Origin of the sequence: Neorhizobium sp. S3-V5DH, from assembly GCF_004343065.1 — a bacterium.
Lineage (GTDB): Bacteria > Pseudomonadota > Alphaproteobacteria > Rhizobiales > Rhizobiaceae > Neorhizobium > Neorhizobium huautlense.
Genome location: NZ_SMCL01000002.1, coordinates 438,978 through 458,438 on the forward strand (window position 1 = coordinate 438,978; position 19,461 = coordinate 458,438).

Annotated in this window: 17 protein-coding genes and 1 tRNA gene; 7 read left to right on the forward strand and 11 right to left on the reverse strand. The window is 61.2% G+C overall.

The window, feature by feature from the left end:
- Positions 1 to 183: 183 nt before the first annotated feature.
- The 4 genes from treZ to EDE09_RS05680 all read left to right on the forward strand — a co-directional run bounded on the left by treZ (position 184) and on the right by EDE09_RS05680 (position 6,578).
- Positions 184 to 1,995: a malto-oligosyltrehalose trehalohydrolase gene (gene treZ, locus EDE09_RS05665; protein WP_105373046.1), complete on the forward strand. Its 1,812-nt coding sequence runs from the start codon at positions 184 to 186 to the stop codon at positions 1,993 to 1,995.
- The gene (gene treY / locus EDE09_RS05670; RefSeq protein WP_132409299.1) at positions 1,992 to 4,535 is read left to right on the forward strand and encodes a malto-oligosyltrehalose synthase; all 2,544 of its coding nucleotides are present in this window, start codon (positions 1,992 to 1,994) and stop codon (positions 4,533 to 4,535) included. Before treZ ends, treY begins: the two co-directional genes overlap by 4 nt.
- A 424-nt stretch (positions 4,536 to 4,959) precedes the next feature.
- Positions 4,960 to 6,297 (forward strand): NAD(P)/FAD-dependent oxidoreductase, encoded by a 1,338-nt coding sequence (locus tag EDE09_RS05675; RefSeq protein WP_105373048.1) that lies wholly within the window; start codon positions 4,960 to 4,962, stop codon positions 6,295 to 6,297.
- Positions 6,294 to 6,578 carry a hypothetical protein gene (locus EDE09_RS05680; protein WP_105373049.1) on the forward strand — a complete coding sequence of 95 codons (285 nt, stop codon included), beginning with the start codon at positions 6,294 to 6,296 and terminating at the stop codon, positions 6,576 to 6,578. Before EDE09_RS05675 ends, EDE09_RS05680 begins: the two co-directional genes overlap by 4 nt.
- A gap of 58 nt (positions 6,579 to 6,636) precedes the next feature.
- Here EDE09_RS05680 and EDE09_RS05685 read toward each other — a convergent pair whose 3' ends face one another.
- From EDE09_RS05685 to EDE09_RS05695, 3 genes are all read right to left on the reverse strand, one after another.
- The gene (locus EDE09_RS05685; protein WP_105373050.1) at positions 6,637 to 7,494 is read right to left on the reverse strand and encodes an SDR family oxidoreductase; all 858 of its coding nucleotides are present in this window, start codon (positions 7,492 to 7,494) and stop codon (positions 6,637 to 6,639) included.
- A 133-nt stretch (positions 7,495 to 7,627) separates the two neighbouring features.
- Positions 7,628 to 7,876 (reverse strand): hypothetical protein, encoded by a 249-nt coding sequence (locus EDE09_RS05690; protein WP_132409301.1) that lies wholly within the window; start codon positions 7,874 to 7,876, stop codon positions 7,628 to 7,630.
- A gap of 95 nt (positions 7,877 to 7,971) precedes the next feature.
- Positions 7,972 to 8,394, reverse strand: coding sequence for a DUF983 domain-containing protein (locus EDE09_RS05695; RefSeq protein WP_105373052.1), 423 nt, complete (start codon positions 8,392 to 8,394; stop codon positions 7,972 to 7,974).
- Between the two features lie 247 nt (positions 8,395 to 8,641).
- Between EDE09_RS05695 and EDE09_RS05700 the strand changes: the two genes are divergently transcribed.
- On the forward strand, positions 8,642 to 9,496 hold the full coding sequence (locus EDE09_RS05700) for a glycerophosphodiester phosphodiesterase family protein (RefSeq protein ID WP_105373053.1): 855 nt from the start codon (positions 8,642 to 8,644) through the stop codon (positions 9,494 to 9,496).
- Between the two features lie 6 nt (positions 9,497 to 9,502).
- Here the strand turns inward: EDE09_RS05700 and EDE09_RS05705 are convergent, their stop codons facing one another.
- Complete coding sequence (locus tag EDE09_RS05705; protein ID WP_105373054.1) at positions 9,503 to 9,790, reverse strand: hypothetical protein; 288 nt, start codon at positions 9,788 to 9,790, stop codon at positions 9,503 to 9,505.
- A 163-nt stretch (positions 9,791 to 9,953) separates the two neighbouring features.
- On the opposite strand from EDE09_RS05705, the gene EDE09_RS05710 reads away from it, so the two are divergent.
- Positions 9,954 to 11,312 (forward strand): amidase, encoded by a 1,359-nt coding sequence (locus tag EDE09_RS05710; protein WP_105373055.1) that lies wholly within the window; start codon positions 9,954 to 9,956, stop codon positions 11,310 to 11,312.
- A 4-nt stretch (positions 11,313 to 11,316) separates the two neighbouring features.
- On the opposite strand, the gene EDE09_RS05715 is transcribed toward EDE09_RS05710, so the two are convergent.
- The 4 genes from EDE09_RS05715 to EDE09_RS05730 form a co-directional block, all read right to left on the reverse strand.
- Positions 11,317 to 11,393, reverse strand: a tRNA-Met gene (locus EDE09_RS05715).
- A 135-nt stretch (positions 11,394 to 11,528) separates the two neighbouring features.
- Positions 11,529 to 12,725: a tRNA 2-thiouridine(34) synthase MnmA gene (gene mnmA, locus EDE09_RS05720; RefSeq protein WP_105373056.1), complete on the reverse strand. Its 1,197-nt coding sequence runs from the start codon at positions 12,723 to 12,725 to the stop codon at positions 11,529 to 11,531.
- A gap of 209 nt (positions 12,726 to 12,934) precedes the next feature.
- Positions 12,935 to 13,165, reverse strand: a complete 231-nt coding sequence (locus EDE09_RS05725; protein WP_105373057.1) for a hypothetical protein — start codon at positions 13,163 to 13,165, stop codon at positions 12,935 to 12,937.
- A 373-nt stretch (positions 13,166 to 13,538) separates the two neighbouring features.
- Positions 13,539 to 14,660 carry a mechanosensitive ion channel domain-containing protein gene (locus EDE09_RS05730; RefSeq protein ID WP_105373058.1) on the reverse strand — a complete coding sequence of 374 codons (1,122 nt, stop codon included), beginning with the start codon at positions 14,658 to 14,660 and terminating at the stop codon, positions 13,539 to 13,541.
- A 115-nt stretch (positions 14,661 to 14,775) separates the two neighbouring features.
- On the opposite strand from EDE09_RS05730, the gene EDE09_RS05735 reads away from it, so the two are divergent.
- Positions 14,776 to 15,195, forward strand: a complete 420-nt coding sequence (locus EDE09_RS05735; RefSeq protein WP_105373059.1) for a DUF1810 domain-containing protein — start codon at positions 14,776 to 14,778, stop codon at positions 15,193 to 15,195.
- Here EDE09_RS05735 and EDE09_RS05740 read toward each other — a convergent pair.
- The 3 genes from EDE09_RS05740 to EDE09_RS05750 form a co-directional block, all read right to left on the reverse strand.
- Entirely contained in the window at positions 15,192 to 16,220 is a 1,029-nt protein-coding gene (locus EDE09_RS05740; protein ID WP_105373060.1) for a Tim44 domain-containing protein, read from the reverse strand. The two genes, EDE09_RS05735 and EDE09_RS05740, sit on opposite strands and share 4 nt — an antisense overlap.
- Before the next feature lie 242 nt (positions 16,221 to 16,462).
- A complete protein-coding gene (gene serA / locus EDE09_RS05745; protein ID WP_105375101.1) occupies positions 16,463 to 18,058 on the reverse strand; it encodes a phosphoglycerate dehydrogenase in 1,596 nt (531 codons plus the stop codon).
- Positions 18,059 to 18,137: 79 nt separating this feature from the next.
- On the reverse strand, positions 18,138 to 19,316 hold the full coding sequence (locus EDE09_RS05750; RefSeq protein ID WP_105375100.1) for a phosphoserine transaminase: 1,179 nt from the start codon (positions 19,314 to 19,316) through the stop codon (positions 18,138 to 18,140).
- Positions 19,317 to 19,461: the final 145 nt, after the last annotated feature.

Sequence of the window (19,461 nt, forward strand, 5' to 3'; positions counted from 1 at the left end):
AAAGATCTCCTCCTCGAAACCGTCTGCATTTCCCCTAATCTAGAGCCGGAATCGCTGGCGGGCCACTCCCGCGAACTTGCGATTTATTGCTCATTTCAGCAATTTTATTACGCGCCGATGGAAGGATGGAACTTGCAGGCCCCTCGACCGTTTGCCGGTCTCTTTTAATGGGGCTGATCGATAATGTCGGACGTCAATGCCGCTGCCGAATTCCGGACTTTTCCGAAGACTTGGGGAGCCGAATATGTCGCCGCCGGCGAGGTCCGGTTCCGCCTCTGGGCGCCGGGCCAGGAGACCGTGACACTTCGGCTGGACGGCGACGATACCGAAATGACCCGCACCGACGACGGCTGGTTCGAGCTTCTTGCCACAGGCATCGCACCGGGTGTCGAATACAGCTACGTCCTCGCCGACGGCATGACGGTTCCCGATCCCGCTTCGCGCGGCCAGAAGGGCGACGTCAACGGACCCTCGCTGGTCATTGACCCCACCAGCTACGCTTGGCAAAACACTGACTGGAAGGGCCGCCCTTGGGAGGAGACGGTCGTCTACGAACTCCATATCGGCACCTTCACCAGGGACGGCACGTTCCGGGCTGCAATCGACAAACTGCCCTATCTCGTCGAGCTCGGCATCACCATGATCGAGGTCATGCCGGTCGCCCATTTCGGCGGCAACCGCGGCTGGGGTTATGACGGCGTGCTGCTCTATGCGCCGCACGCAGCCTACGGTCCGCCGGAGGATTTCAAGGCCTTCATCGATGCGGCCCACGGCCATGGTCTGTCGGTGGTGCTGGATATCGTGCTCAACCACTTCGGACCGGAAGGCAATTATCTGCCGCTGCTTGCGCCATCTTTCTTCCACGAGGAAAAAATGACGCCCTGGGGCGCGGCGATCGCCTATGACGTGGAGCCGGTGCGCCGCTACATCGTGGAAAACGCCCTTTACTGGCTGGAGGAATTCAACCTCGACGGCCTGCGCTTCGACGCGATCGACCAGATCGAAGATCCGTCCGAAAAGCACGTGCTGATCGAGATCGCCGAACGCATCCGCGCAGAGATCACCGAACGGCCGATCCATCTGACGACGGAGGATTCGCGCAATGTCATTTTCCTGCATCCGCGTGACGAACAGGGTAATGCACCGCTCTTCACCGGCGAATGGAACGACGATTTTCACAATGCTGTCCATGTCTTCGCGACCGGTGAGACCCACGCCTATTACAAAGATTTCGCCAAAAACCCGGAACAGCTGGTGGCCCGGGTGCTCGCCGAAGGTTTTGCCTATCAGGGAGAAGTCTCGCCGCAGAACGGCAAGAAGCGCGGCGTCAAAAGCGTCGACCAGCCGCCCGTCGCCTTCGTGGACTTCATCCAGAACCACGACCAAGTGGGTAACCGGGCGCAAGGCGAGAGGCTGATTTCGCTCGCCGGTCCGGACAGGACGAAGGTGCTGCTCGCGACGCTTCTGCTTTCGCCCCATATCCCGCTCCTCTTCATGGGCGAGGAATATGGCGAGACCAACCCGTTTCTGTTCTTCACGGATTTCCACGGCGATCTGGCCAAGATCGTTCGCGAAGGCCGCCGCAAGGAGTTCGAGGGTCACGCCGGTCACGAGGGCGATGCGGTGCCCGATCCCAATGCCAAAAAGTCCTTCGACGTCTGCAAGCTCGATTGGAGTAAGCTTGAAACCAGCGACGGCGGAGATTGGCTGGCGCTGACGAAGGAACTGCTGGAACTTCGCAGGCGCTATGTCGTGCCGCTGCTCGGATCGGCAGGTGGCCGCAGCGGCAAGGTGGTGAAGACGGGCAAAGGCTTCCTCGCCGTTTCGTGGAGCTTCCCCAAGGGCACGCTTTCGCTTGCTCTCAACATCAGCGATCGGGACCATGAGCTGCCGGAACAACCGGGCAGGGTGATCTTTGCCTTGCCGGAGACGGGAAAGCGTCTGCCGCCGAACTCGGTACTGGTCAGCGTCGAACCCGCGGGAGAGGCTCTATGAGCATACCGCTCGCCACCTATCGCATCCAGTTTCGCAACGGCATGACCTTCGACCGAGCCGCGGCCCTGGTGCCCTATCTGAAGCGTTTGGGCATCAGCCATCTTTATGCCTCGCCGATCTTCACCGCCACAACCGGCTCGACGCATGGCTATGATGTCACGAACGCCAATGAGGTCGAACCGACGATCGGCGGCCGCGAGGGTTTCGAACGGATGGTCAAGGCGCTCAAGGCGGAGGGCCTCGGTCTCATCCTCGATATCGTGCCGAACCACATGGCCGCCTCGCTGGAAAATCCATGGTGGCGGGACGTGGTGGAGAACGGCGAAAAAAGTGCCTATGCCCGCCATTTCGACATCGACTGGAGCCGACGCCTGACGCTGCCCTTTCTCGGCGACAGGTTCGAGAAGGTTCTGGAAGCCGGCGAGATATCCGTGAAAGCCGACCCGCAGACGGGCAGGCCTGCTTTGGCCTATTTCGACGCCTTCTATCCTCTCGACCCGGCGAGCTACCAAGGCCGAGAAGCGGAAACCCTGTCGATCACAGACAGGAGAGAGATCGCCAGGCTGCATGACGAGCAGCCCTATAGGCTGATCTCCTGGCGGGACGCGCCGCGCGAGCTTTCCTACCGCCGCTTCTTCGAAGTCACCGGCCTTGCCGGCGTCCGGGTGGAGGACAGCAAGGTCTTCGACGACACCCACCGGTTCATCCTCGAACTCGTCCATAGCGGCAAGGTGGACGGCCTGCGCGTCGACCATGTGGATGGAGTTGCCGATCCCAAGGGATATCTTGAACGGCTGCGCCACGAGGCCGGCCCCGACTGCTACATCATCGTCGAAAAGATCCTTGGCGAAGGCGAACACATCCCAGCGGAGTGGCCGATTTCCGGCACGACCGGTTACGAGTTCATCGCGGCCGTCAGCGATGTGCTGGTCGATGCCGACAAGCTCGATATCCTGCGTGACGCCTATGGGCGGGTGACTGGCAAGCCTGCCGACATGGCGGCCGCATTGCGCGCCGCCAAGCTGCTGATGACGGATCACAATTTCTCGGGTGAAGTGGCCAGCCTGTTGAAGCTCGCCATGCAGATCAGTCAGGCCGAGGACCGGGAGTGCTCGCTCCCCGAAACCTCGATCAAAACCGCGCTGCGCGAGCTGTTGGTGGCCTTCCCCGTCTATCGTACCTATGGCACGCGTGAAGGGATGCCGCCTGAAGGCCGGCAGCGGCTCTCCGAGGTTCTCGACAGGGTGCGCAACAGCCCAACTGCGCCGGACGATCACGCCCTCTCCTTCCTCGAGCGCATCCTGATCGGCGACGTAGAGCAATCGGCCGCAGGTCCCGCCTCCATCTTTCGCACCCGCTTTCAGCAATTGACCGGTCCGCTGATGGCGAAATCGGTCGAAGACACGCTTTTCTTCCGCCACCATATGCTGCTGGCGCTGAACGAGGTTGGCAGCGAGCCGCTACCTCGCGTCTTTTCGCTCGACCGGTTCCATCAGGAGATGCAGACCCGTCTCAAGCGGCAGCCGGATGCCCTCTCCGGCACCTCCACTCATGATACGAAGCGTGGCGAGGATGCTCGCGCCCGTCTCTTCACGATAACGGAAGCGCCCGACCTATGGGCCGAGGCGGTTGCCCGCTGGCGCGATATGAACAAGGCGGGGGTCGTTGTTCTGGCCGATGGTCCGGCGCCCGACCCCGGCGTCGAGTGGATGCTCTATCAGGCGCTTGCCGGAGCCTGGCCGAACGACCTGCGCCCGGAAGATCGTCAAGGTCTGGAGTCGCTGGAGGCGCGTTTTGCCGCCTATGTGGAAAAGGCGTTGCGCGAGGCAAAGCTTCGAACCAACTGGGGCAATGCCAATCAGGCCTATGAGGATGCCGTCATCGCTTATGCCCGCCGGCTGTTATCACCCGACAACCGGATGTTCCTGGCGGATTTCACCCATACGCTTCGCCCTTTCATTCGCGCAGGCCTGGTAAACGGCCTCACCCAGACGATTGTCAAACTCACCGCTCCCGGAGTGCCCGATATCTACCAAGGCAGCGAGGGCCTCGACCTTAGCCTGGTGGATCCGGACAACCGGCGGGAACCGGACTTCGGGGCGCTGCAGGAACGGCTTTCGGAAAAGGGAAAACTCGCCTCGTCGGAAGAGGAGGAATGGCAGAGTGGAAAACTGAAACAGCAGGTCATCGCGGCCCTGCTGCGCCTTCGCCAGGAAGCCCCGACGCTGTTTCGCAAGGGCGAGTATGTGCCGCTTGGCGTGACCGGCAAGCGAGCGGGGAATATCGTCGCCTTCGCCCGCGCGGAAGCCGACGACGCGATCGTGGTGATCGCCCCGAGGCTCGTTTTCAATGCGCTTCACACGGGCGTGTCGGAACCTCGTTCCGAACGATGGGCGGAGACCGAGATCACCCTTCCGGAGAGGCTCGCAAACCGCCGTTATCGCGACATCTGCAGCGGCAAGAGTATCGATCCGAAGGAACGGATTCCGGTTAGCTGGGTCTTCGCCGAACACCCCTTCGGCCTTCTGCTGGCGGAGTGATGGCGCAGCAAATAAGGCACCGATCCGCCTGGGTCCGGTGCCTCTGATAACTCTCCCTCGAGCCTTGCCTCTCAACCGATGCCGATAAAGGACAAGATGGCAAGAACGATAACGACGGCTCCAACGAGCCAGACAATGCTGTTCATGACGATCTCCTGTTCAGGTTGCCGTTTGGAAGCAAAGCCTCCAGATAAAATTAATCAAGCTAAATCAAGCGAATCCGACGAGGTTTAAAACCGCGATCACAATCACCACGGCGCCGACCAACCAAACGATGCTGTTCATGGCATTCTCCTTTCCTTGTTGTGGATTTGAACGGCGCGGGCGTAAAAAGGTTCCGGCAACGGGACTTGGAACAAACGCCTCCTCCGGGTGTTGAACGAGCGTCGTGCGAGGCTGCGAGCTTTGCCCAACGGGTGGGGAAATGGACGAAAAAAACTCCCGAAACGAGATTGTGGACGGCACGAGTTCTTCCCGCCCGCCCCCCAGGGTCGTCATCGTCGGCGCCGGCTTCGGCGGCCTCGCAGCAGCCCGTGAGCTCGGCAATACCGAGGTGGATGTCACCGTTATCGATCGGCGCAACCACAACCTGTTCCAGCCGCTGCTTTACCAGGTCGCCACGGCCGCCCTGTCGCCGGCGGACATTTCAGAACCGATCCGCCGTACCCTCGGACGCTACCGCAATATCAAGGTCATGCTGGCGGAAGTGGCCGGCGTCGATGCTGCGGCGAAAACGGTGAAGCTCGATGACGGAAACGAGGTCGCCTACGATCGGCTCGTGATCGCCACCGGTTCGGAATACAATTATTTCGGTCACGACGACTGGCGGGCCTGGGCCCCAGGCCTGAAAACCATTCACGAAGCCCGGCTGATCCGCCAGCGCCTGCTGCTTGCTTTCGAGAAAGCAGAACTTTCCCACGATCCCGAAGAGAAAAAGGCGCTGCTGACCAGCGTCATCATCGGCGGCGGCCCGACGGGTGTCGAGATGGCCGGCGCGATTGCGGAACTCGGGCACTTCATGATTACCCGCGACTTTCGCAAGCTGGAGCCCGACCATATGAGGGTGATCCTCATCGAGGCAGGCCCCAAGATACTGTCGGCCTTTCCAGACGATCTCACGGCCTATGCCCGGCAGGCACTGGAAAAGATGGGGGTCGAGGTGATGACCGGCGTAGCGGTGGAGGCGATCAGCAAGAACGAGGTGGTGGCAGGCTCCATGCGTATCCGCACCGGCTGCGTCATCTGGGGAGCCGGCGTCAAGGCATCTCCCGCAGGCAGATGGCTTGGCATCGAGGGCAAGGCAGGCGGGCGGATTCCGGTCGAGCCCGATCTTTCCGTCACTGGCTTTCCGGATGTCTATGCCATCGGCGACACGGCCCTCGGACTTGCTGAAGACGGCAAACCGCTGCCCGCACTCGCCCAGGTCGCCAAGCAGGAGGGAGAATATCTCGGCAAGGCTTTAGGCGCCAGTTTGCTGGCTGGTAAACCAGTCGAACCGTTCCGCTTCCGCAACCGCGGCAATACGGCGGTCGTGGGGCGCAATTCCGCGATCTTCGATTTCGGCAGATGGACGCTCAAGGGCTGGTTCGCCTGGCTTCTTTGGGCGCTGGTGCACGTTTATCTGCTGGTCAATTTCGAAAAGCGGCTGCTCGTCAGCATCCAGTGGATCTGGCGCTACCTGACCCGCCAGCGCGGAGCACGGCTGATCGACGAAAATGCAGCCTCCTTCGTGCCGTCTTCCACGCAAAGGACAGAGACATGAACACTGCCAACCCTCAGCTTGAAGGCCTCTATCTGGCGCTTGCCGCCGTCAACCGGCTTCTCGTCGACAAGGGGCTCGTGTCGAACGCCGAACTGCAGGATGTCCTTCAAGCCACGGAGCGCGCAGTATTGGCCGACGACAAGCCGCTCAACGTGTCGAGCTCCCATCAGAAGGCAGTAGCCTTTCCGATCCGCCTCCTGCTTCTGGCGAACGAGGCGCATGAAGAAGGCAAATCCTTCTGTTTTGATGATCTGGCCAGGGAAATCGGGCGAAGAACCTGAAACGCCGAACGGCGGCCTGCGCACATGCCGCCGTTGTTCTGGGGGGGAGGAGAGCCGGTCAGATCATCGGCTTGCCGCCGGTGACCGCAATCGTGCTGCCGGAGACGTAGCTGGAGAGCGGGTCCGCCAGCATTACATAGGTGGTGGCAAGTTCGGCCGGCTGTCCCGGTCGTTTCATCGGCACCTGCTTGCCGAATTCTTTCACCTTGTCTTCCGGCATCGTCGACGGAATGAGCGGCGTCCAGATCGGACCGGGCGCAACGGCATTGGCGCGAATGCCCTTCTCGGCGAGGAGCTGCGCCAGACCGGCGGTGAAATTCTGGATCGCGCCCTTGGTGGTCGCATAGGCGAGCAGCGACGGGTTCGGGCTGTCGGAATTGATCGACGCGGTGTTGATAATCGCGCTGCCCGGTTTCATATGCGGCACGGCCGCCTTGGTCAGATAGAACATCGCGTGGATATTGACCTTGAAGGTCAGCTCCCACTCCTCGTCCGAAATGTCCTCGATCGATGAAAAAGTGGCCTGATGCGCCGCATTGTTGACGAGGATGTCGATGCCGCCGAGTTCGCTGACGGCCTTGTCGATGATGGCGCGGCAATGAGCCGAGGTCTTGATGTCACCGGGCATAAGCACTGCCTTGCGGCCTGCTTCTTCCACCAGGCGTTTGGTGTCCCTGGCATCCTCGTCCTCATCGAGATACGAGATCAGCAGATCGGCGCCTTCGCGCGCATAAGCAATGGCGACGGCTCGGCCGATACCGCTATCGCCGCCGGTGATGATCGCCTTTTTCCCCGTTAACCGCCCTGCACCGCGATAAGAAAGTTCGCCGTGGTCCGGCACCGGGTCCATACGGCCGGTAAAGCCAGGCATCGGCTGCTGCTGCTCGGGAAAAGGTGGGGTGGGATACTGGGGCATGGAAAGCTCCGTGTTTTTCGTTGGAAAGTTTTATCTTCCAACTAGCCTCACAGCGGGATGTTCCACTTTAGAGCAAGACCTTGCTGAAAAAGAAAAAGGCGCGCCGAAACGCACCTTCCTGCAGTTCACCACCTTAAGCTCCGGGGGTCGCCGCACCATCTCCTCCACGAAGACGCTTCAATTGGGTGACGATCCTCAGAGAACTCGAAGCGCGGGTGGCGGAGAAATCCGAACTCTTCGACAATATCTGCAGCATCTCCTCCGCCTCGTCCGCTGAGATCGTGCCGCGCGCGGCGAGACCGTCGATCAGGACGAGCAGCGCTCCCTCGACGGCCAATGATCGTCGGTGAACTTCCATTTCGATTTCGGCGGTATCAGTCATTGCGGGCTCCTTGAATTCTAACCTCTCGAATGGCTTCAGGAGAAAATTGTTCCTGAATTCGATCGGCACATGGAGCCCGTTCGGCAAACTGCCGGTCAGCTGCCGTCCTTTTGCCGGTCGCCCGCCTGAGTTCCGCCAGGGCCTCTGTCGATCTTTCCCTGCTCCGCCTTGTAGAAATACTGGCTATTGACCAGCCAGCCCTTGAGCGGCCTGAGGGGCAGCAGGCAGGTAATCAACAGCACGGGCAGCGAGATCAGCAGGTGCACCCAGAACGGCGGCTGGAACATCACCTCGATCCACACCGCCAGCGCGACGCTCGGCACGCAGGCGAAGCAGATGACGAAGAATGCAGGACCATCGGCAGGATCGGCAAAAGAATAATCGAGGCCGCAGACCTCGCAGCTCGGCTTCAAAGTCAGAAAGCCGTTAAAGAGATGGCCCTGGCCGCAGCGCGGGCAGCGGCCGCGTATCCCGGTGGTGTACGGGGAAAGAGGCGCCCAGTTCGCTTCATAAGCCATGATATCTGCCTTTCGTGACATAGGGCGGGCTATATCCTTGCGGGATTACCGCCAAACCCGCCCCCATCGCAACATGTTCCCCCGTTGCGCGTCAATCTGCCGCCAATCATGCCGCCTGTTGCGGGCTTCAATCCGAATGGAAGATTGCAGGAGGTGTTCAGAATTCTGTCATCGATCTGTGGCAGGGGAAACAGAAGAGCATAGTCTGGGGCTCTTCCCGAATCGCCTCTCACCTTTGCGGACCGGTATGACATCCGAATATTCAGGCCTGGGCATCGCCTATCGCGATCATTTCACACGTCTCAAATGGCATCGCCTGCGCCGCAGCATGAGCGATCCGCTATTTTCCGCCAGCGTGATGGCGGATGGGTTCCGCCTGGGCGCCTCGACCGAACTCGACCTCAGGGTCCGCGCCGACGGCGGCTTCGTTGTGCTGCACGACGGGGAACTGGAGGGCGAGACGGACGGCAGCGGCCTCGTCCGCCAAGCTTCCGCGCAGGACATCAGACGTCTGCGGATGAAAAAAGCCGGCACCCCGCCGATCCTTAGCGAGGATCTGGCAACCATGCTCGAAGCGGCGCATCCTGACGCGCTGCTGCAATTCGACATGAAGGATGAACTGGCGGTAATCGGCGACCGAGGCCTCGATCATCTCGCCCACCATTTCGCCGGTGCCGGTTCCTCGATCATCGTCAGCGGCGCCGATCTCGACCTCATCCTTGCAGTGAAGGAAAGGCTGCCGGATCTCAAGCGCGGCATCGACCCCACCGACAAGCTCGTCGAGATTTATCGGCATCAGGGCCTCAAGGCTGTGGAAACAGACCTTCGCTCCGATCTCGCCGGGCCGACCGAGCCGGACACCATCTATCTTGCCTGGGAACTCCTGTTGCAGGCCGCCCGCGACGGGCTCGACCTGATCGCCCTCTGCCACGATGCCGGCAAGCTGGTCGATGCCTGGACCTTCAACCTCAAGAACCCCGAAACAGGCTTCAGCGAAACCGAAGCCCACGCCTTCAGGACTTTGATGGCGTTGAAACCGGATCAGATCACCACCGACGAGGCGCCTGCTACCGAACGGGCCTGGGCGAGGATCTCCGACTGATATCTGTCAATCGTCCCAGAACGGCCCCCGATAGACCCGGCGGCTGACCAGCTTCAGGCTGCGGTCCGGCTGGATGATATATTCCTCATCCACCCGTTGGCCGAAGGAATTGCGGAACGTATGCGGCACGAGACTGCCGACGGGCGCCTTTTTCAATCGGGTGCGCGGCTGGCCACCATAGGTGATGCTGCCGGGGATGGGCTCCAGCCCGCCACCAGTATTGAAGCTGCCTGTAGCCGTGCTGCAGCCGGCCAGCATAACGGCAAGACCGGCAATGGCGACGATGTTCTTCATGGGACGATCCTCTGATTGTTCCCGTTTGAGCGGGGACTCGCTGAACTGCTTTTAGCCGCTTGAAGTTCCTTTGCGCCGTTGCGACGCAACAAATCTCCTGTCCATCGGGAAAATATCGGCTACACCTGTGAACCGCCAGGAGTGAAAGAGGGGAATAGCTGCCGTGACGAAGTCTTTTGGAGCCATGTCGATCGCCGAACTCTCCGCGCTTATCCAGACGGGCGCGGCCGACCCGGTCGAAGTGACCGAAACGGTATTCGCCGGCATCGAAGCCTATCCGGACAAGGCGGTTTTCATCACACTTTTCAAGGATCGGGCTTTGGCCGAAGCCTCGGCATCCTCGAAGCGCCTCAAGCAGGGCCGTTCGCTTGGCCTCCTTGACGGTATCCCGATCGCGTGGAAGGACCTGTTCGACATCGAGGGCCTGCCGACCACGGCCGGTTCCAGGGTGCTGAAGGCTGCCGAACCGGCCAAGAATGACGCCGCCGTGGTGGATCTTCTCAAGCAGGCCGGAATGGTTGCCATCGGCCGCACCAACATGAGCGAATTCGCCTTCTCCGGCATCGGCATCAACCCGCACTACGGCACGCCGCATAATCCGCGCAGCAAGGATGGGCCGCGGATTCCGGGTGGTTCCTCCTCCGCTGCGGGCGTTGCGGTCGCCGCAGGGCTCGTGCCTGTCGCGATGGGCACCGACACCGGCGGCTCGGTCCGCATTCCGTCAGCCCTGAACGGCGTCGTCGGCTACAAGGCGACCCGCGGCCGCCATCTCATGCAGGGCGTCTACCCTCTCGCGAAAAGCCTCGACTCGCTTGGTCCTCTCTGCCGCACGGTGCAGGATGCGGTCTGGATAGACGCGGCAATGCGCGGGCTTGCCGCCTCGCAGATCGCAAGACAGCCGGCCGTGCCGCTCGATATCGTCGTCCCGACCAATATCGTCTTCGACGGCGCCGAACCGGGAGTGGCCCTGGCCTTCGAAGCGGCGATCCAGCGGCTGGAGAAGGCTGGCTGCACGGTGACTCGCATAGCCATCCCCGCCTTCGGCGAAATCCTGCGGCTGATGTCCACGCGGGGCGCCCTGGTCACCGCCGAAGCTTTTGGGCTTCATCAGGAAAGACTGAGGGGACCGGAAGCCGCCGATATGGACCAGCGGGTTGTCGCCCGCACCAGGCTCGGCGAAAAGATAACGCTGCCCGACTATCTCGCCATCCTGGAGACCCGCGCACGGCTGATCGCCGAGACGGAAGCGCTGATCGGCAACCGCTTCGTCGCCATGCCGTCGGTCGCCCACGTGGCGCCGAAGATCGCCGATCTTGCTGACGACGATACGTTCTTTGCTGCAAACGGAAAAACACTGCGCAACACGATGCTCGGCAATTTCCTCGACTGGTGCGGCGTTTCCATCCCGTGCGGGACCGGCGATGCCGACATGCCGGTGGGCTTCCTGCTCTCGGCCAATGCCAATCACGACGACGGCCTGCTCCAGGCGGCCATGGCATACGAGGACATCATCAGGGGATAGGAAGTGGTAGCGGGGGGCGGAATTGAACCGCCGACCTCAGGGTTATGAATCCTGCGCTCTCACCAACTGAGCTACCCCGCCACAGGGTCCGCGGAAAGCTCTTGAAGAGCCCAGTCCGCTTCGGTCGTGCGGCTTATAAGACCCCCGTCACCAAAGTGTCAAGCAGCCTTTTGGCAAATCCGGCGGCTATTTTCCGCGCCGCCGGAAGTTGCCCGATCAGGCCGCGACAGGCGTGGAAAGCAATGCCTTCAGAGAGGCTTCCGCATCGGCGGCACGTTCCGAGCGTTCGATGAAGCCGCCGCCATAGACCCGCGCATCCGGCCCTTCCGCCGAATAGAGCACACAAGCTTGGCCGGGCGCCACGCCCGCCTCCCCGACGGCGAGGTCGACATAGACGCCGCGATCGTCGCAATGGACGACGGCAGGCGCCGGCGGACGGGTCGAGCGCACCTTGGCGAAGCAGGCAAAACCATCCCTGGCATCGGCTTCGAGCGAACCGTCACCGATCCAGTTGACGTCGCGCAGGTAGACCCGGTGAGTGTCGAGCGCTTCTCTAGGCCCCACGATCACGCGGCGGGAGCGGGCGTCGAGATAGACGACATAAAGCGGTTCGCCGGTTGCCACCCCGAGGCCTTTGCGCTGGCCGATCGTGTAGTGCACGATACCTTCGTGCCGGCCGAGCACACGCCCGTCGATATGGACGATCTCGCCTGCAAGCGCGGCATTCGGCTTCACCTTGCTGATGATGTCGGCATACCGGCCCTGCGGCACGAAACAGATGTCCTGGCTGTCAGCCTTCTTGGCGACGACGAGCCCCATGTCTTCGGCAAGCGCCCTCACCTCCGCCTTCGGCATGCCGCCGAGCGGAAAGCGTAGATAGTCGATCTGCTCCTGGGTGGTCGCAAACAGGAACCAGCTCTGGTCGCGGTCGCTGTCGACCGGACGGAAGAGCGCACGCCGGGTCGGGTTGTCGGGGGTCGGGTTGGGTCGCGAGCGGATGTAATGGCCGGTCGCCAGCGCATCGGCACCCAGTTCCTTCGCCGTCGCCAGGAGATCGGCAAATTTGACCGTCTGGTTGCAGGCGACGCAGGGGATCGGCGTCTCGCCCATGGCATAGGCTTCCGCAAACGGATTGATCACCGTTTCCCGGAACCGCTTTTCGTAGTCGAGCACGTAATGTGGAATGCCGAGCGTTTCGGAAACGCGGCGCGCGTCGTCAATGTCTTGGCCGGCGCAGCAGGAACCTGCCCGGTGCACCGCCGCGCCGTGATCGTAGAGCTGCAGCGTGATGCCGAGCACATCATAGCCCTGACGTTTGAGCAGACCTGCGACGACGGAGGAATCAACTCCCCCCGACATGGCAACGACAACGCGTGTGTCTTCCGGCCTTTTGTCGAAATCCAGCGTATTCACGGGTAACTCTCTCGGTCTCTCAAACCGCCGATGCCGAAGTCAAAGGGCGGAATATCCGGCCCGGTGCGGGATCGGCCGCGCGTCAGGCAATTCTTGGGGGATATAGAAAGGATTGCGTGCCAGCGCAAGGAGTATGGCCATCAACGGAAACGGACCAATGATCTCGGGACTTGTCCCCCGGTCGATCTGTGGAGATCGGAAGGTTCTTCCTACTGGTATCCGTGCGGCCGGATATCGTCTTCCGGTTCGTCGGGGGTCGTGCTGGCGAGACGCATGACATAGTCTTCCGCGGCATCGGCAAGCGCCAGCGCGATCTCCAGCTTATCAAGCCCTTGCCGCTGCAACTGATCGATCAGGTCCAACATCGCCGCCTCGATTTTGAAGCGATTGATGGTCAGCGGATCATAGGGTTCATCTTGCGTGGGATGTTTTTCGGTCATGTGCCTGGTCTCCCAACCTGGGGAGAGCATCGCACACCACACGGACTACGCAAGATAATGCTAAAATAAAGGTTAACGCAGTGCAGCAATGCAACACACTTTATCTCGCCGCCAGGAGCAGAGAGTGCGCTGCGCCGTGTCAGTCCGAGGAACGGTTCATGTCATGAACGACCCAGCGGAAGAAGCCATAGACCACACAAAAGAAGAGAATGAGCGGCATTAAATTCTCGACCTGTTCCATGGCTGCGTCTCAATTTCGGGGCTCTCTTCGCGAGCCATCTGTAATGAATCAAATTACTGGCACATGCTTCATTTCGAATTAACTAAAAGATTTAAAGAATCTAGCGACCTAGAGTATTATTTTTTAGACAACTCACGACTGCAGTGAAGGCTGCCGCATCGCTTCGGCAGCAATCGCGCCGTTTGAATTGCCAAAGGTCTCCGCCCGGACACGCGGCAGGCTTGCCGGATATTCCTTCTGGATGAATTCGATCATTTTTTCCCGCATCTCGCAGCGGAGATCAAAAGTCTTCGGTGCATTGGAAGCAGAAATGAGAACCCGGATCTCCATGACGTTTTCCCTGAAATCCGTGATCTGCACCGCCACAACCCGCCTGTCCCATAGCTGTGACGCTGCCGCGATCTCCTCCGCCTTGCGGCGAATGGCCGAAACGGGAACCGCATAGTCGAGATAGATCATCACGGTGCCGATCAGGGCTGCCCCTTCGCGCGTCCAGTTCTGGAAAGGCCGTTCGATGAAATAGCTGAGCGGCAGGATCATCCGCCGCCAGTCCCAGAGCTTGATGACCACATAGGTCGACGTGATCTCCTCGACATTCCCCCACTCGCCCTCGACGATCAAGGCGTCGTCTATCCGGATCGGCTGGGTGATGGCGAGCTGGATGCCGGCGAGAATGTTCTTCAGCACCGGCTGCAGCGCAAGACCGAGCACGATACCGGCAACGCCTGCCGATGCGAGCAGGCTGACCCCGTATTGCTGAACGGTCGGAAACGTCATCAGCATGGCCGCAATGGTGATTGCCACGATCATCGAACCGGCGATGCGCTCGGCGATCCGCGACTGGGTGACATGCGCACGGGCCAGCAGGTTGTCTTCTGCATCGAGCTTGAAGCGGCGAAGATATACGATCATCCAGACATGCAGGACGATCTTCGCCATCCATCCGACGACGATGATGAAGCAGAGCAGCAGGACATGCCGGAGGAACGTGGATTGATCCTCGGTCAAGGGGGCGATCGCGGCACCGAAAGACAAGGTCCAGGTGAGGATTGCAAGCCGCATCGGCCGCCGCGTACGGGCGACCAGCGACCTCCAGAAAAGATCCTTGCTCTCGACCAGGCGCGTCAGGAAGCGGAAGCCGAAGCGCTGGATGGCGAGGCCGACCAGGAAGGCGACGGCGAGCACGCCGATGCTGACGACCCCGTTCGGCAGCCATGCCGTGTCGTTGCGGAATTCCTGAATGAAGCGTTCCATGTGCCCTCACCTAGTGTGCGATGCAACACAGGAAAGGCCGGCCCCAAAAATATCACGTTTGAGGCTCTTCATGGGCGCGGGGTGGATAAACCACGAACAGGGCGGAGAATAATGCATGCAATTCGATCTCATGCGCTTCGTCGATGCGCAGGCGCCGGTCTATGCTCAGGTCCTGGATGAACTGCGGCGCGGCCAGAAGCGCTCCCATTGGATGTGGTACATATTTCCCCAGGTTGCCGGGCTTGGCTTCTCGATCATGTCGCAGCGTTTCGCGATCGGTTCGAAGGCAGAGGCCGCCGCCTACCTCGATCATCCGCTGTTGGGCGTGCGGCTGATCGAATGCACCGAAGCGATGCTGCTCCACAAGCACCTCTCCGCCCATGCCATCCTCGGTTCTCCTGACGACACGAAGTTCAGAAGTTCGATGACGCTGTTCGATATGGTCAGCAAAAAGGGCTCGCCTTTCGAGCGAGCCCTCGTCCAGTTCTATCATGGCCAGCGCGACGAAAAAACGCTCGCGCTGCTGGAACGTTAGGCGGCAGCCTGGATCGCCGAAAGCTTCCAGTCGTTGGCCGGCTTGCGCACGAAGGTCCAGACCTCGACTGTCTCGGTCACCTTGTCGGGATCTCCCTCGGCGACGGCGCCGGTATTGCGGTCCCGCATGAAATCGACGCTGGAATAGCGCATCGCGACGGTTGCGTAGTCCTGGCCGTTCTCGCGCCAGGCTTCGGCAAGATCGCCCTGCAGCAGTTTCACGTCCTTGACCTCGTTCTTGAGCCCGTTGGTGGCGTTCTCGCCGAGCTCTTCCGCCAGATAGGACATCGCTTCCGGGGTCGTCAGGTTGCGTAGCTTGGCATAATCCTCGGCGGCGTAGGCGGACTGCACCTGCGTCAGCAGCTTCTCGAACTGGTCGAGGTCGCGATTGGTGATGCCGATCTCGTCGGTCTCAGGGCCTGCCTGACGCGGCGCGGCGGCGTATTCGCCCGTCGCGGCGCCACCGCCCAGCGAACCTATCTTCGGGATCTGGAACCCCGACTGGCTTTGCCGCGGCGGCTCATAGGCATTGCGCTGCTGGCCGTAACCGCCGGCAGGGCCTGCCGGCTGCTGCTGGCGGCGACCGAAGAAACGGAAAGCCAGCATGGCGAGACCGGCAATCAACGCGATCTGCAACAACATGCCGAAGAAGCCGGCCATGCCGCCGAAGCCCGTGCCCATCATCATGCCCAGGAGGCCGCCAAGCGCGAGACCGCCGAGCAGGCCGCCGGCCAAGCCACCAAACAGCCCGCGACGCGGCTGCTGCGCCGCCTGCTGGCCAAACCCGCTCTGCGGCGTTGTCGCGTTCTGCTGCGTATTTGGCGTCATCGAGCGGTTGATCCCGGTCGGCGCCGTGGGGGCCGTGTTGGTGGTCGCCGGCGCCGAATAGGTGCGCGTCCCGCGGCTGCCGAACCCGCCACCGCCAGCGCGGCGCGCCTCGGCCATATCGACGGCGGTCAGCGAAACCGCCATGCCGACCGCAAGGATCGCGAACAGTTTCTGGAAACGCCGAAGCTTGGATAACATCATTTTCTCCTCATGGCCGCAGGGTTGCGGCATTCCCGGTCTATATAGCGACGGGCAGCATTCGATTTTAGTGGCGCTGCCGATTTTTCCCGCCGAAGTAGATAACGAACTTCAAAGGGGGAGCCAAGTTCCAAAAATACAACCTTGAGGAATGGTCGGAGCGGTTGGCCCCGCTCATGCAGGAAACAGAAAGCCCGGCGCGAGGGCGCCGGGCTTTCCGTCTGAACTCCTGGGAGGAGCACTCAGTCGATATTGAACACCAGCGGCTTGGCCTGGCGGATTGCCGGATTGGCAGTCAACTTGGCGAGCACATCGGGAGCAACCGGGCCATCTACATAGAGCAGTGCGATCGCATCGCCGCCCTGCTTGTCGCGGCCGAGCTGGAAGTTGGCGATGTTGACGCCCGCATTGCCAAGCGTCGTGCCCATGAAACCGATCATGCCGGGTACGTCGGTGTTGGCGATGTAGATCATGTTGGCGCCGACATCGGCGTCCATGTTGATGCCCTTGATCTGGATGAAGCGCGGCTTGCCGTCCGAGAATACGGTACCGGCGACCGAGCGGGTCTGGTTTTCGGTCGTGACGGTAAGCTTGATGTAGCCGTCATAGACGCCCGTCTTGTCGCGCTTCACCTCGGAAAGGATGATGCCCTTTTCCTTGATCATAATCGGCGCCGAAACCATGTTGACGTCGGCCACCTGGTTGCGGATGAGGCCGGCGAGCAGCGCGCTGGTCAGCGCCTTGGTGTTCATGTTGGCGGTCACGCCATCGTAGAGTATCTCGATTTCCTTGATCGGGCTTTCGGTGACCTGGCCGACGAAAGCGCCCAGCACGTCTGCGAGACGGATGAAGGGCTTCAGGATCGGCGCCTCCTCTGCAGTGATAGAGGGCATGTTGATCGCGTTCGAGACGGCGCCCTTGACCAGGTAGTCCGACATCTGCTCGGCGACCTGCAGCGCGACGTTTTCCTGAGCTTCGGTCGTCGAAGCGCCGAGATGCGGCGTGCAGACCACGTTTTCCAGACCAAACAGCGGGCTTTCGGTGGCTGGCTCGACTTCGAAGACGTCGAAGCCGGCGCCGGCGACGTGGCCGGACTTGATAGCTTCGGCAAGAGCGGCCTCATCGACCAGACCGCCACGGGCGCAGTTGATGATGCGCACGCCCTTCTTCGTCTTGGCGAGGTTCTCCTTGCCGAGGATCCCGCGTGTCTTGTCGGTCATCGGCACATGCAGCGTGATGAAATCGGCGCGCGCCAGGAGATCGTCCAGTTCCACCTTCTCGACACCCATTTCCTGGGCGCGCTCGACGGAGAGGAAGGGATCATAGGCGATGACATGCATTCCGAGCCCGATGGCCTTCTTGCAGACGATACCGCCGATATTGCCGGCACCGATCACGCCGAGCACCTTGCCGGTAATTTCGACGCCCATGAACTTCGACTTCTCCCACTTGCCGGCCTGGGTCGAGGTATCGGCTTGCGGAAGCTGGCGGGCGACCGCGAACATCAGCGCGATGGCATGCTCGGCGGTGGTGATCGAGTTGCCGAAGGGCGTGTTCATGACGATGATGCCGCGGCGCGAGGCTGCCGGGATATCGACATTGTCGACGCCGATGCCGGCGCGGCCGATGACCTTGAGATTGGTCGCTGCAGCGATCAGCTTTTCCGTCGCCTTGGTGGCGGAACGGATGGCAAGGCCATCGTAATTGCCGATGATTTCAAGGAGTTTCTCCTTGTCTTTGCCGAGCTTCGGCTGGAAATCGACTTCAACGCCGCGATCGCGGAAGATCTGGACGGCGGTTTCCGAGAGTTCGTCGGATACGAGAACGCGAGGTGCCATGGGTCACGGGCTCCTAAAAAGGGGTTCTGTCTGGGATTGGAAGAGGCCCCGCTTCAGGAGCGGAGCCGATATGCGGCGATCAGGCGGCAGCCTTGGCGAGCGCGGCCTTCTGGGTATTGAAGGCGTAAGAAAGCCAAGGCATCAGAGCCTTCATGTCGGCTGCATCGATCGTGGCGCCAGCCCAGATGCGAAGGCCTGAAGGAGCGTCGCGGTAGGCGCCGATATCGAGCGCCACGCCCTCTTTCTCGAGAATCGAGACGATTCCCTTGGCGAAGGCCGCCTGGGCATCCGCATCGAGCGCGGTGACGGCGGGATCGACGATCTTGAGGCAGACCGAAGTGTTGGAACGCGTCGCCGGCTCGACGGCAAGATTGTCGATCCAGTCATTGGCGTCGACGAAATCGAAGATCACCTTTGCATTGGCGTCGGCGCGCGCCATCAGCGCCTTCAGGCCGCCGACCGACTTCGCCCAGTTGAGCGCATCGATATAATCCTCGACGCAGAGCATCGAGGGCGTGTTGATCGTCTCGCCGGTGAAGATGCCTTCGATCAGCTTGCCGCCCTTGGTCATGCGGAAGATCTTCGGCAGCGGCCAGGCGGGCGTGTAGCTCTCCAGACGCGCAACGGCGCGCGGCGACAGGATCAGCATGCCATGACCGCCCTCGCCGCCCAACACCTTCTGCCAGGAGAAGGTGACGACATCGAGCTTGGTAAAATCCATGTCCTGCGCAAACGCCGCGGAGGTGGCGTCGCAGATCGTCAGGCCCTTGCGGTCGGCCGGGATGAAGTCGGCGTTCGGGACGCGGACGCCGGAGGTGGTGCCGTTCCAGGTGAAGACCACGTCGCGGTCGAAATCGACTTCGGAGAGGTTCGGCAGCAGGCCGTAATCGGCCTCGAACTTGCGCACATCCTTGAGCTTCAGTTGCTTGACGACATCGGTGACCCAGCCGGCACCGAAGCTTTCCCAGGACAGCATGTCCACGCCGCGCTCGCCGAGCAGCGACCAGAGCGCCATTTCGACGGCGCCGGTATCGGAGGCCGGCACGATGCCGATGCGGTAATCCGCCGGCACGTTCAGAATTTCACGGGTAAGATCGATGGCCTGCTTGAGCTTTGCCTTGCCGACCTTGGCGCGGTGCGAACGACCGAGCGGGGCATCGGAAAGCGCTTCGAGCGTCCAACCGGGGCGCTTCGAGCAAGGGCCAGAAGAAAAATGGGTATTGTTCGGACGTACGTCCGGCTTTGCGGTATCCGCCATTGTGCTATCCTTCCAGATAGATGGCCTCTCGTTGGGGAGAGGTGTCCCGCCGCTGTGGGTATTCTTCTCCGCCTTTACAGTCAAGAGGATTGCGTCGCGCAAAGACAAATTTTTGCCGCAGACCCGATGCGCTTACGCCGCTTGT